Origin of the sequence: Vibrio sp. V23_P3S9T160 (assembly GCF_963886625.1) — a bacterium.
GTDB lineage: Bacteria > Pseudomonadota > Gammaproteobacteria > Enterobacterales > Vibrionaceae > Vibrio > Vibrio anguillarum.
Genome location: NZ_CAWPDB010000119.1, coordinates 1 through 12,534 on the forward strand (window position 1 = coordinate 1; position 12,534 = coordinate 12,534).

Genomic DNA, 12,534 nt, shown 5'->3' on the forward strand with positions numbered 1-12,534 from the left:
TGAATAAGTGGCGCGTCCTGGAGGATTCGAACCTCCGACCGCCTGGTTCGTAGCCAGGTACTCTATCCAGCTGAGCTAAGGACGCGCAGAGTTAATGACAGTATCACTAACTTTAAATAAGTGGCGCGCTCAGGAGGATTCGAACCTCCGACCGCCTGGTTCGTAGCCAGGTACTCTATCCAGCTGAGCTATGAGCGCGCAAGATGTGAATTACATCACAAAAATTTTATTTCTGAACAAAAAAATTGACTCATGGTCAATAAATGGCGGTGAGGGAGGGATTCGAACCCTCGATACGGCTATAAACCGTATACTCCCTTAGCAGGGGAGCGCCTTCGGCCTCTCGGCCACCTCACCGCATTTTCACATTCAATCTTACGAAAGAATATGGCGCGTCCTGGAGGATTCGAACCTCCGACCGCCTGGTTCGTAGCCAGGTACTCTATCCAGCTGAGCTAAGGACGCACATTGTTCTTTATTTGGATGCTAAACCAAATAAGCAAGAATGGCGGTGAGGGAGGGATTCGAACCCTCGATACGGCTATAAACCGTATACTCCCTTAGCAGGGGAGCGCCTTCGGCCTCTCGGCCACCTCACCGTCTTGCGGAGGCACATATTACTTTTTACCAAAAATATGTCAAACACTTTCTTGGTAAAAGCGACAAAAATCAAATCAATCGTTGGCTATTTAATCAAAGCGCTGTGAAATTAAACTTTTCTGTCATATCAGTGACTTCAAAGCATAAAAAAGGCCAGCAAAATTCGCTAGCCTTCCTTGTGATAATTAGTAGTTGCTAGGTGCAACACTACCATTACCTTTTTCAGCTTGAATGCGCATGTAGATTTCTTCACGGTGGACAGAAACCTCTTTCGGTGCATTCACACCGATACGCACTTGGTTACCTTTTACACCAAGAACTGTTACTGTCACTTCATCACCGATCATTAGTGTTTCGCCAACGCGGCGAGTCAAAATTAGCATTCTTTGCTCCTTGAGTAATCTCTGTATTATATTGCAACTGCGCTATTATCCACTAAAAGTTATATTTTCGTAAACTATCTATTAGTGCGCTCTCACCCTAAAGAGACATGTTTTAGGTGAAAAGCTAATAGCTCATCTGACGTTATATAGGCCTCATGTAAAATATTGGCTGCCTTATCAACATGTTGTGGCTGCATAACTAGCATTAACGATTGTTTATCAACCGAAAGGGAACTCACTTCAATCCCTTGTTCTGCAAGTAATTCACATGAGCGTTCAACTAATTCCTGAGCTAGTAAACCTACCGTGGTCAATAAACTAACGGGTTCACTATTACGGATTTTGTCATTGAAAACCAGGGCTAATTTAGCACAAGCGTCTCGTTTTATAATGGCACCTGTCCATTCTGCCTCTTCGATCACACTCCACACTTCCACACCGAGCATTTGGCACTGCTTGGCTAAACTCGGGAAATGATCATGTTGCACAGTAATAAGCGCCATGTCGCGTTGAATCGCAATGCCACATACTGCTTTATGACACTGCTCACCTTTGATTAGACTGCCTGCGTTTACATCAAAAGTAGACAATACGCGTAAAGGAACTTCATTTTCCCACGCATATTGCACACAAGGTAAATGCAGAACTTTAGCGCCTTTACGTGCCATTTCTTCCATTGACGGGAAATCAACGATCTCTAATTTTTGAGCTGTTGCAACCACACGTGGATCACATGTGTAAACGCCATCCACATCAGTGAATATTTGACACTCATCGGCTTTAAGAGCTCCCGCTAGCGTCACAGCACTAGTGTCAGAACCTCCACGTCCTAAAGTGGTGATATCCCCATTCTCATTCACACCCTGAAAACCCGCTACCACCACAATATGATCTTGTGCCAGCAACTCGGTAATCGTTCGAGTATCAATCATTTTAATCGTCGCGTCATTGTGTTGATTATCGGTCACAATGTTCGCTTGAGCTCCGGTTAGTGAGCGAGCTGAATAGCCTAATTTATTGAGTGTCATCGCTAATAGCGCCATAGACACTTGCTCACCAGCAGAGAGCAAAACATCAAGTTCCCTTGCAGTTGGTACACTATCGATTTGTTGTGCTAAGCCCAACAGTCGATTGGTTTCTCCTGACATTGCAGAAACAACTACAACAACTTGATTACCATCATTCTTCGCCTTAATGATGTGTTCAGCGACGGTATGGATTCGTTCTATTGAACCCACCGAGGTTCCGCCAAACTTTTGCACGATAAGGGGCTTTTTCACCTATCTTCACCTTCCCAAGACCAAAGTCTCATTAGGACCAAATCGAAAGCAGAGCACTATGTTGAGTATCGATTCAGTAGTTACAAAAACAAAACCAAGCAGATAACTGGCTCGTATCCTATTGCGCCAATTAGACCACTTGGTTTGGTAAATAAAATTACGCCCAATCAAAAAACAGTGATTGAGCGTGACTTATTACAACGGTTTATAGATGCTCAGCAATCCAAGCATCTACGGAAGCTAAAGCGCTAGGCAAGGCATTAACATCCGTACCTCCCGCTTGAGCCATATCCGGACGGCCACCACCTTTACCACCTACTTGCAAGGCAACCATATTGACCAGCTCCCCTGCTTTAACTTTGGCGGTAAGATCTTTGGTCACACCCGCAATCAAACCCACTTTATCATCAGCCACATTACCCAGCATGATAATGCCACTGCCTAACTGATTTTTTAGCTCATCAACCATACCACGCAGCGCTTTGTTATCGGCGCCATTAAGTTGAGCCACTAGTACTTTCACACCCGCAATTTCTTTTACATTGCTGATCAGATTGGCACTTTCTTTCGCTGCAAGTTTATCTTTTAACTGCTGCAACTCTTTTTCCAAAGATTTCGCTTTAGCCGCCATTTCAGCCACTTTGACTTCATATTGAACCTGCTGTTGATCCAATAGATCCAACGCGCCTTCACCCGTCACCGCTTCAATACGACGAATGCCAGCGGCAATACCGCCTTCAGAAACTATTTTGAATAGGCCGATGTCACCGGTGTTACTTGCGTGAATACCACCACACAGTTCGGTTGAGAAATCACCCATAGACAATACACGAACTTCATCGTCGTACTTTTCACCAAACAGCGCCATGGCACCTTTGGCTTTTGCCGCTTCGATGTCCATAATATTGGTTTCAATCGTGTGGTTACGGCGAATTTGCGCGTTCACTAGGCGTTCCACTTCTTTTAGCTCTGCGGGCGTCATTGCTTCTAAATGAGAGAAGTCAAAACGCAAGCTTTCCGCTTTTACCAATGAGCCTTTTTGCGCCACGTGCGAACCTAATACTTGGCGAAGTGCAGCATGCAACAAATGTGTGGCAGAGTGGTTCAGTGAAATTGCAGCGCGGCGCTTAGCATCAACAATGGCTTTCGCTTCATCGCCTTTTGCGAGTACGCCCTCGATGAGTTCACCGTGATGAGCAATGGCGTTGCCGAGTTTTTGTGTATCTTCAACTTTAAACAAGCCCGTGGCCGTTTGAATAACACCCGCATCACCACATTGACCACCGGATTCAGCGTAGAAAGGTGTTTCGCCCAAGATCAAAATCGCTTTATCACCCGCAGATAGAGTGTCAACTTCATTGCCGTCAACAAACATAGCGGCAATGCGGCTCTCGCCTTGTGTCGCGCTGTAGCCACAGAAAGCGGTATTGGTATCAACTTTAATGATTGCATTGTAGTCAGTGCCAAATTGGCCCGCTTCACGCGCTCGTTGACGCTGCTCTTCCATCGCTTTTTCGAAACCTTGTTCGTCAATGGTCAGCTCACGTTCACGGGCAACATCATTAGTTAAATCAGCCGGAAAACCGTAGGTATCGTAAAGTTTAAAGACAGTTTCACCATCCAGTACGCTACCCTCTAAATTATCGAGTGCATCATTGAGGATCGCCATACCGCGTTCAAGAGTGCGACCGAAGTTATCTTCTTCAATGCGCAGCACTTTTTCTACAAGCGCTTGCTGCTTTTTCAGTTCTTCACCAGCCGTTCCCATCACTTGTGCTAATGGGCCAACCAGTTTGTGGAAGAAGGCACCTTGTGCACCCAGTTTATTACCATGACGCACCGCTCGACGAATAATCCGACGCAGTACATAGCCACGGCCTTCATTCGATGGCATCACACCATCCACAATCAAGAAAGCACAAGAACGGATGTGATCAGCAACAACGCGTAGCGATTGATTGGAAAGATCGTCATAACCCGTTACATCAGCGGCGGCTTTAATCAAGGCTTGAAACACATCAATTTCATAGTTTGAGTGAACACCCTGCATGATCGCAGAAATACGTTCAATACCCATACCGGTATCAACGGAAGGTTTTGGAAGTGGCTCCATCGTGCCATCGGCATGACGGTTAAACTGCATGAAGACGTTGTTCCAAATTTCAATGAAACGATCGCCATCTTCCTCTGCAGAACCTGGAGGACCACCCCAGATATGATCGCCATGATCATAGAAAATTTCAGTACAAGGACCACACGGACCCGTATCACCCATTTGCCAGAAGTTGTCTGACTCATAAGCTTTACCACCCGGTTTATCGCCAATGCGAATAATGCGCTCAGCCGGAATGCCTACTTTTTTATTCCAGATATCAAATGCTTCATCATCGGTTTCATACACGGTAACCAGTAGACGATCAGCGGGCAACTTGAGTGTTACAGTAAGAAACTCCCACGCGTATGCAATAGCGTCTTCTTTAAAGTAATCACCAAAGCTGAAGTTACCCAACATTTCAAAAAAGGTATGGTGACGAGCGGTAAAACCAACGTTTTCCAGATCGTTATGCTTACCACCAGCTCGCACACAACGTTGCGCCGTTGTTGCACGTGTATAAGCACGCTTTTCTAAACCAAGAAAACAATCTTTAAATTGGTTCATTCCTGCATTTGTGAACAACAGGGTTGGGTCATTAGCGGGAACTAATGATGAACTATCAACAATTTGGTGTCCTTTACTTTCAAAGAACGAGAGGAACGCGCGGCGAACCTCATCAGTGCTCATAAACATGCAGCTCTTCCTGAAATACTCAAGTTAGAATTTTGCGTTATTGTAAAGCATGGACAAGAGTTCGACTAGTTTTCTTATAGAAAAGGCATGGCAGGAAATAAATTGTGGATCAGACGAAGAGTTAAGCTTCCGATGATGATAAAGCGTAGCTAATTTGCTCGAAGCTAAAACCTCGATACTGCAAAAAACGCACTTGTTTGGCATGTTCTTTTGAACCTTTTTCCGCAGGTTCTCTGAATTTTTTTTCAGCCACCGCTTTTGCCAATTCAAACCAATCTTGAGGCTCTTGATATAAAGCGGTTTCAATATCATCGCTACTGACTCTTTTTTGGCTCAGCTCTTGTCGAATACGCCGCTCACCATGGCCTTTAGTGACATGTTGTCTTATTTGACTTGCGGCATAGCGCAGTTCATCCAAATAATGGTTCTCAAGGCAGTAACTCATTGTTTGAACGATAATTTCTGCATCATACCCTTTACTCATGAGCTTTTGCTGTAGCTCATGCTCGCTATGATCTCGTCGGCTCAGTAATTGCAATGCGCACTCTTTGCACGATAACGTCGATTTGAATTCAGAGGAATACATACTGTCCCTATTGGTCATGGATAAAACAAAGCCCTGCATTGCAGGGCTTTGTTGAAATATAAACGTGGAGAATATTACAACTCTTCTTCTTGAGGCATTTCGCTCAAAATAGGTTCTTCAACAATTAACTCGGCAGGATTGAGCAGCATTTCACGTAACTTAGTATCAAGAGCCATAGCTGCAGCTGGATTCTCTCTCAAGAATTTACAGGCGTTTGCTTTACCTTGACCAATTTTATCACCGTTATAGCTATACCAAGCACCCGCTTTCTCAACCAATTTATGTTTCACGCCAAGATCAACCAATTCACCTTCACGGTTAAAACCTTGTCCGTAAAGAATTTGAGTATCCGCTTGTTTAAAGGGAGCCGCGATTTTGTTCTTAACCACTTTAATACGCGTTTCGTTACCCACGACTTCGTCCCCCTCTTTAATAGAGCCTGTACGACGAATATCTAAACGAACTGAAGCGTAGAATTTAAGGGCATTACCACCTGTTGTGGTTTCAGGGTTACCAAACATCACACCAATTTTCATACGGATCTGGTTGATGAAGATGCACATGCAGTTGGACTGTTTTAGGTTACCCGTTAACTTACGCATCGCTTGAGAAAGCATACGTGCTTGGAGGCCCATGTGGCTATCGCCCATTTCACCTTCAATTTCAGCTTTTGGTGTTAGTGCAGCCACTGAGTCAATGACGATAACATCAATGGCACCAGAACGAGCCAAGGCATCACAAATTTCAAGCGCTTGTTCACCCGTATCAGGTTGTGAAACCAACAGCTCATCGATGTTTACACCCAGTTTTTTAGCATAAATTGGGTCAAGGGCATGTTCTGCATCGATAAAAGCACAGGTTTTACCCACTCGTTGTGCTGCTGCGATCAATTCCAGCGTTAACGTTGTTTTTCCTGATGATTCAGGGCCGTAGACTTCAACGATACGTCCCATTGGTAAACCGCCAGCACCCAATGCAATATCCAAAGAAAGTGAACCGGTAGAAATGGTTTCAACATCCATTGTACGGTTGTCACCAAGGCGCATGATCGAACCTTTACCAAATTGCTTTTCAATTTGACCCAGTGCTGCGGCTAACGCCTTCTGCTTATTTTCGTCCATTACTTTCTCCAAACTGTCGCTGTGGGTAGCGGCTCGTTAAATTTTTTATCGACTCTTTAGTCGCCAATTGGGGTTAATTATACTGTTGATTCATACAGTGTCCATAGCTGTGTCGAAAAAATTTCGACTAGGTTCAATTTGGCTGCGATAAAAAGTGACTCACCACTTGTAATGCATGAGTAATCGCCTGCTTGCGCACCTGTGCGCGATCGCCTTTAAAACAAAGCGTCTCAGCACGTTCCCAGCCTTGTTTAGAAGCCCATGCAAAGCATACGCTTCCCACTGGTTTTTCTGCGCTACCGCCGTCAGGACCAGCAATACCACTGATCGCTACACCAATAGTGGCTTGGGAATGCAAAAGTGCTCCTTGTACCATTTCGCGCACCACGGGTTCGGAAACCGCGCCAAAATCCACCAGTGTCTGTGCTTTGACACCGAGCATCTCTTGTTTAGCGAGATTACTGTAGGTCACAAACGATCGTTCAAACCAAGCCGAACTTCCTGCAACCTCGGTAAGTGCAAATGCCACACCACCGCCAGTGCATGATTCAGCACTGGTGAGGATCTCTTTTTGTGCCAACAATTGCTGACCTAATTGTTCACTTAATGCAAAAATCGCTTTCATTATGCCCTCTCCAAAGCCACGTTATTTTCGCTTGAACCTTTATAGCAGATTGAATCTCCAGAAAACAGAATGGGCACGCAAGCGTACCCATTCTAAATCGTTCTCCGTTGTATTTAGATCTCAAACATTAAACTATCTGCGTCTAAGAATGGCCAACGAATGGTGTGCGGAGTACTGCTCTCCCCACCAAAAAAGTAGCCCACTTGTGGTGTAGCAAAGGTTTTGTCGCCTCGTGTGAGCGGTTGTTCACTCAATGCTCTATGGGTTAATTTTGCTTCCCATAATTGCTCACTCTCCCAGCCGACTGGCGCGAGTTCAACTCGCACTTCAGCGCCGACAGGGTTAACAGAGACCACTTCAAAAGGCAATGAAGCTTGACTATTTTGTTTGTTCGATAGGCTCAACTCATGGCTGCGCACATACAACTTTCCTGATTGATTAATCGCGTGATCTTTCGGCGGTAAGATAAACGATTGGCCGTTGACCCACTGCTCGTTATTCCAGTTGGCTTGGAAGACATTCACATTGCCAAAAAAGTCAAAGACGAAGCGACTGTTCGGTTGAGCATAAAGCTGCACTGGCGAGTCGATCTGTTCGATGCGGCCATTGCTCATTACGACCACGCGATCAGAGAGTTCAAGTGCTTCATCTTGATCGTGGGTGACAAATACGCTCGTAAAACCGAGCTCTTCGTGCAAGCTGCGCAACCAGCGGCGCAATTCTTTACGCACTTTGGCATCCAGTGCGCCAAAAGGCTCATCCAGCAGTAGCACTTCTGGCTTTGTTGCAAGAGCGCGAGCCAAGGCGATGCGCTGCTTTTGCCCGCCGGAAAGTTGTTCAGGATAGCGCTCAGCTAAATGGTCAAGTTGCACAATATCCAATAGCTGTTTGACTCTTTTGGTGATCTCCGCCGCCGCTGGTCTATGACGGCGATCCATCACTTGTAAACCAAACGCGACATTGTCGGCCACCGTCATATGACGAAAAAGTGCGTAGTTTTGAAACACAAAGCCAACTCGGCGCTCGCGGACGTGGACATGAGTCACATCGCGATCTCTAAAATGAATGGTTCCGCTATCGGCTCCTTCAAGGCCGGCAATAATGCGCAACAAAGTGGTTTTGCCTGAGCCGGAAGGACCAAGTAAGCCAATCATCTCGCCATCATCAATCTGTAACGAGAGCGGAGAGAGCGCTTGAAATTGACCAAATTGTTTGGAAATGTTGTCTAAACGTATACTCATACCGTCTCTTGCTCTCTGTTCGTTTTTGTCTGATTGTTGTGTTGACGCCATTCAACATAAGCTTTAAAAACTAAGGTTAATAATGCAATGAAAGCCAATAGTGAGGCGCTAGCAAACGCCGCTTCCGATTGATAATCTTCATACAGTAGCTGCACATGTAGCGGTAAGGTATTGGTTTCACCACGAATATTGCCAGACACAACCGCTACTGCGCCAAATTCACCAATGGCACGCGCATTGGTTAGGATGACACCGTAAATCAGTGCCCATTTAATATTCGGTAAGGTGACGCGACGAAACAGTTGCCACCAAGATGCACCCAAAATAACCGCGGCTTCTTCATCCGAGCGGCCTTGCTGCTGCATCAGCGGGATCAGCTCACGAGCAACAAACGGGCAAGTCACAAAGACCGTGACCAATAAAATTCCCGGCCAAGCAAACATCACTTGCAGATCGCGCTCAAACAACCACTCGCCCAACCAACCACTGCTGCCGTAAAGCAGTAAATACAGAAGGCCTGCAACAACCGGTGATACGGCAAACGGAATATCAATTAAAGTGGTTAATATTTTTCTACCCGGAAATTCAAAACGAGTCACTGCCCAAGCTAATAACACGCCGAACACTAAGTTAATTGGCACCGTGAGTAGCGCAACTAGCAAAGTTAAACCAATGGCATGACGCGTATCAGGTTCAATTAAATGACTAATATAAGTCGATAAACCACTAGCAAAGGCTTGTTTGAAAATGCTCACTAGCGGGATAATCAGCAGCAATGCAACCCAAAACAGCGCAAAGCCAATCAAACTCCACTTCACCCAAAGTGCTTCACCGACTCGTAACGGTTGATGTGCTTTCATCATCGGTTCCTTAACGTCCATGAATTCGACGCAGGTATGCGCCCTGCCATAGATTGATCAGTAGTAGCAGCGATAACGATGCCATCAATACTACCGAGGCAATGGCACTCGCCGCCGGAAAATCAAATTCTTGTAAGCGTACAAAAATCATTAATGAGGTAATTTCACTGACGTAAGGCATATTGCCCGCAATAAAAATCACTGCACCAAACTCGCCCAAGCTACGCGTAAATGAGAGTGCAATACCAACCAATAGTGCTGGACGAATCGAAGGCATGATCACTTTCCAAAATACGGCGCTGTCTGAAGCGCCTAACGTCATTCCCGCTTCTTCCTCTTCTTTGGATATCTCTTCTAAGACAGGTTGTACCGTGCGCACCACAAACGGAATACTGGTAAACGCCATCGCGACAACAATCCCCAAGGGGGTATAAGCCACTTTAATTCCAAGCTCGCCAAGTACGCTGCCCACCCAGCCATTGGATGAGTAAAGCGTCGCCAACGTGATGCCTGCAACGGCGGTAGGCAAAGCAAACGGTAAATCGACTAAAGCATCAAGAATACGTTTGCCATAAAAATCATAACGAACCAGCACCCAAGCGAGCAATAATCCTAGCAAGCCATTAAACAATGAGGCGATGAGTGCCGCGCCCACCGTTACTTTGTAACTGGCCAGTACACGAGGGTCCGCCACCACCTGCCAATACTCGGTGAGCGACATTTGGCTCGTCTGCATAATCAAACCACTGGCGGGCAATAGCAGCACTAAGCTGACAAAAAACAGCGAAGTACCGAGACTAATACCAAATCCGGGTAGCACCCTTTTATGGCGTGGGCGAGATAAAGAAGCAGTGAAGGAATGGCTCATAAACCCTCGAAACAAAACAGATGCGTAAGAAAACCACCCACACTCAGCGCAGGTGGCGATGACGAATTAACGACGTTGAAGTTGGTCAAGCTTCGCGCCATTGGCAAAATGAAGTTTCATGGCATTTTCCCACCCGCCAGCAATGCTCTCAACTGTTAGCAATTCAACTTCAGGGAAGCGATCAGCAAATTCTGCGTTCACTTTTTCATCATGAACGCGGTAATTAAACCCAGCCAGCAAACGTTGCGCTTCTTCACTGTACAGATAAGCGAGATATTCGTTGGCTACCTCAAGCGTGCCTTTACGCTTGGCATTTTTTTCCACCACGGCCACGGGAAACTCGGCCAAGATAGAAGTCTTAGGCACCACAACTTGATATTCATCCACGCCATACTGCTGACGAATATTGTTCACTTCAGATTCAAACGTAATCAGCACATCGCCAATGCCACGTTCAACAAACGAAGTAGTCGCACCACGACCGCCAGTATCAAATACCGCTACATTAGCTAAAAATTGTTTGAGGAATTGATCCTGCTCGGCTTGGTTCTCTTTGCCAAAAGTCTTTTGTGCATAACCGACCGCGGCCAAATAGGTATAACGTGCATTACCTGAGGTTTTAGGATTGGGGAATACAGAAGCCACATCAGCTTTGGCGAGATCGCCCCAATCTTGAATATTTTTTGGATTTCCCTTGCGCACTAAAAATGCGGTCGTGGAGTAGTAAGGTGAGCTTGCATTGGGCAATTTTTCTTGCCAATTAGCATCGATAAGCTTGCCGCGATCGTGCAGCACCTGAACATCCGTTACCTGATTGAATGTCACTACATCGGCGGCTAACCCCTGCAAAATTGAGCGAGCTTGCGCAGATGACCCACCGTGCGACTGTTTGATCTCCACTGTTTGGCCTGTCTTTTGTTGCCAGTGTTTTTCAAACACTGGGTTATAAGAAGCAAACAGCTCGCGAGCGATGTCGTACGATGAGTTGAGAATGGTTTGATCCGCGGCCGAGACATTCAACGATCCTACGGCTAATAAGCTGGCTAAGGCTGACTTGATGAACTTCATATATTGCTACTCCCTAATCACTACGGCCAAAATGGCGTCCTTGGCAATTAGAGTATGAGGAAAATGAATTATAACAAAGAGGATAACTAGAACTTTTTGGAATAAACTCTAGCAATAAATTGTATGCCAATTACCAGCACGACTTTATAGTAGTGTTCGGTAAGGTGGATACGTCATCTTACTCTTCCGACTAAAAAAATTAAGGACAACATGATGGCGGACTTTCCAACGATTGAAGCATATGTCGGGCAAACGCCTTTAGTTCGCTTGCAGCGACTGGCGGCTCACACCTCAAGCACCGTATTGGTCAAGCTAGAAGGCAATAACCCAGCAGGTTCAGTCAAAGATCGCCCAGCACTCAATATGATAGTGCAAGCAGAGCGTCGCCAAGAGATCCAACCGGGCGATACCATCATTGAAGCGACCAGCGGCAACACGGGTATTGCGCTGGCAATGGCGGCCGCCATCAAAGGCTACAAAATGATTTTAATCATGCCGGATAATGCCACCCAAGAGCGTAAAGACGCGATGAAAGCGTATGGTTGTGAGCTCATTTTAGTCAGCAAAGAGCAAGGCATGGAAGGAGCGCGCGATTTAGCATTAAAAATGCAAAGTGAAGGCAAAGGAAAAGTGCTCGATCAATTCAATAACCCCGACAACCCGCAAGCTCATTTTGATTCTACTGGCCCAGAAATTTGGCAACAAAGCCACGGGGAAATCACCCACTTTGTCTCAAGTATGGGCACAACGGGCACCATCATGGGCACTTCTCGCTATCTAAAAACGCAAAATCCAGAGATAAGCATTGTCGGTTTACAACCAGCAGAAGGCAGTGCAATTCCGGGCATTCGCCGCTGGCCTCAAGCTTATTTACCCGGCATTTTTGAATCATCACGTGTTGATGTGGTACTCGATATCGAAGAGCAAGATGCCATCAATACGGCTCGTGCTTTGGCAACTCAAGAAGGCATTTGCGCTGGCGTCAGCTCCGGAGGCGCCGTTTTCGCTGCGTTACAAATCGCGCAACAAAATCCCGGAGCGGTGGTTGTCGCCATCATTTGCGATCGAGGCGATCGTTATCTCTCATCCGGTCTTTTTTCTTAGATCAAATCTC

General features: G+C 46.0%; 11 protein-coding genes and 5 tRNA genes. 1 reads left to right on the plus strand and 15 read right to left on the minus strand.

Annotation, left to right across the window (positions count from 1 at the left end):
- Window positions 1-8 precede the first annotated feature (8 nt).
- From AACU59_RS08750 to cysP, 15 genes are all read right to left on the minus strand, one after another.
- Window positions 9-85, minus strand: a tRNA-Arg gene (locus tag AACU59_RS08750).
- A gap of 36 nt (window positions 86-121) precedes the next feature.
- Window positions 122-198 (minus strand) — tRNA-Arg (locus AACU59_RS08755).
- A gap of 66 nt (window positions 199-264) precedes the next feature.
- Window positions 265-357: transfer RNA gene (locus AACU59_RS08760), tRNA-Ser, on the minus strand.
- Window positions 358-388: 31 nt separating this feature from the next.
- Window positions 389-465, minus strand: a tRNA-Arg gene (locus AACU59_RS08765).
- A gap of 41 nt (window positions 466-506) precedes the next feature.
- Window positions 507-599 (minus strand) — tRNA-Ser (locus tag AACU59_RS08770).
- A 186-nt stretch (window positions 600-785) separates the two neighbouring features.
- Window positions 786-983 carry a carbon storage regulator CsrA gene (gene csrA / locus AACU59_RS08775; protein ID WP_010320440.1) on the minus strand — a complete coding sequence of 66 codons (198 nt, stop codon included), beginning with the start codon at window positions 981-983 and terminating at the stop codon, window positions 786-788.
- 92 nt (window positions 984-1,075) lie between these two features.
- On the minus strand, window positions 1,076-2,263 hold the full coding sequence (locus tag AACU59_RS08780; RefSeq protein WP_094145177.1) for an aspartate kinase: 1,188 nt from the start codon (window positions 2,261-2,263) through the stop codon (window positions 1,076-1,078).
- A 205-nt stretch (window positions 2,264-2,468) separates the two neighbouring features.
- Window positions 2,469-5,051 carry an alanine--tRNA ligase gene (gene alaS / locus AACU59_RS08785; protein WP_094145178.1) on the minus strand — a complete coding sequence of 861 codons (2,583 nt, stop codon included), beginning with the start codon at window positions 5,049-5,051 and terminating at the stop codon, window positions 2,469-2,471.
- Between the two features lie 121 nt (window positions 5,052-5,172).
- On the minus strand, window positions 5,173-5,676 hold the full coding sequence (gene recX / locus AACU59_RS08790) for a recombination regulator RecX (RefSeq protein WP_094145179.1): 504 nt from the start codon (window positions 5,674-5,676) through the stop codon (window positions 5,173-5,175).
- Window positions 5,677-5,711: 35 nt separating this feature from the next.
- Window positions 5,712-6,758: a recombinase RecA gene (gene recA, locus AACU59_RS08795; protein WP_010320444.1), complete on the minus strand. Its 1,047-nt coding sequence runs from the start codon at window positions 6,756-6,758 to the stop codon at window positions 5,712-5,714.
- 133 nt (window positions 6,759-6,891) lie between these two features.
- Entirely contained in the window at window positions 6,892-7,383 is a 492-nt protein-coding gene (gene pncC, locus AACU59_RS08800; RefSeq protein ID WP_088720873.1) for a nicotinamide-nucleotide amidase, read from the minus strand.
- A gap of 113 nt (window positions 7,384-7,496) precedes the next feature.
- On the minus strand, window positions 7,497-8,624 hold the full coding sequence (locus AACU59_RS08805) for a sulfate/molybdate ABC transporter ATP-binding protein (protein ID WP_094123534.1): 1,128 nt from the start codon (window positions 8,622-8,624) through the stop codon (window positions 7,497-7,499).
- On the minus strand, window positions 8,621-9,484 hold the full coding sequence (gene cysW, locus AACU59_RS08810; RefSeq protein ID WP_088728610.1) for a sulfate ABC transporter permease subunit CysW: 864 nt from the start codon (window positions 9,482-9,484) through the stop codon (window positions 8,621-8,623). Before cysW ends, AACU59_RS08805 begins: the two co-directional genes overlap by 4 nt.
- 10 nt (window positions 9,485-9,494) lie before the next feature.
- Window positions 9,495-10,352, minus strand: a complete 858-nt coding sequence (gene cysT, locus AACU59_RS08815) for a sulfate/thiosulfate ABC transporter permease CysT (protein ID WP_017046719.1) — start codon at window positions 10,350-10,352, stop codon at window positions 9,495-9,497.
- A 66-nt stretch (window positions 10,353-10,418) separates the two neighbouring features.
- Window positions 10,419-11,420 carry a thiosulfate ABC transporter substrate-binding protein CysP gene (gene cysP / locus AACU59_RS08820; protein ID WP_010320449.1) on the minus strand — a complete coding sequence of 334 codons (1,002 nt, stop codon included), beginning with the start codon at window positions 11,418-11,420 and terminating at the stop codon, window positions 10,419-10,421.
- A 213-nt stretch (window positions 11,421-11,633) separates the two neighbouring features.
- On the opposite strand from cysP, the gene cysM reads away from it, so the two are divergent.
- Window positions 11,634-12,524, plus strand: a complete 891-nt coding sequence (cysM, locus tag AACU59_RS08825; RefSeq protein WP_047688250.1) for a cysteine synthase CysM — start codon at window positions 11,634-11,636, stop codon at window positions 12,522-12,524.
- Window positions 12,525-12,534: the final 10 nt, after the last annotated feature.

Excerpts from the sequence above, each read along its gene's own strand:
- csrA (WP_010320440.1), bottom strand. The coding sequence starts at position 983 with ATGCTAATTTTGACTCGCCGCGTTGGCGAAACACTAATGATCGGTGAT.
- alaS (WP_094145178.1), bottom strand. The coding sequence starts at position 5,051 with ATGTTTATGAGCACTGATGAGGTTCGCCGCGCGTTCCTCTCGTTCTTT.
- recX (WP_094145179.1), bottom strand. The coding sequence starts at position 5,676 with ATGCAGGGCTTTGTTTTATCCATGACCAATAGGGACAGTATGTATTCC.
- recA (WP_010320444.1), bottom strand. The coding sequence starts at position 6,758 with ATGGACGAAAATAAGCAGAAGGCGTTAGCCGCAGCACTGGGTCAAATT.
- pncC (WP_088720873.1), bottom strand. The coding sequence starts at position 7,383 with ATGAAAGCGATTTTTGCATTAAGTGAACAATTAGGTCAGCAATTGTTG.
- AACU59_RS08805 (WP_094123534.1), bottom strand. The coding sequence starts at position 8,624 with ATGAGTATACGTTTAGACAACATTTCCAAACAATTTGGTCAATTTCAA.
- cysW (WP_088728610.1), bottom strand. The coding sequence starts at position 9,484 with ATGAAAGCACATCAACCGTTACGAGTCGGTGAAGCACTTTGGGTGAAG.
- cysT (WP_017046719.1), bottom strand. The coding sequence starts at position 10,352 with ATGAGCCATTCCTTCACTGCTTCTTTATCTCGCCCACGCCATAAAAGG.
- cysP (WP_010320449.1), bottom strand. The coding sequence starts at position 11,420 with ATGAAGTTCATCAAGTCAGCCTTAGCCAGCTTATTAGCCGTAGGATCG.
- cysM (WP_047688250.1), top strand. The coding sequence starts at position 11,634 with ATGGCGGACTTTCCAACGATTGAAGCATATGTCGGGCAAACGCCTTTA.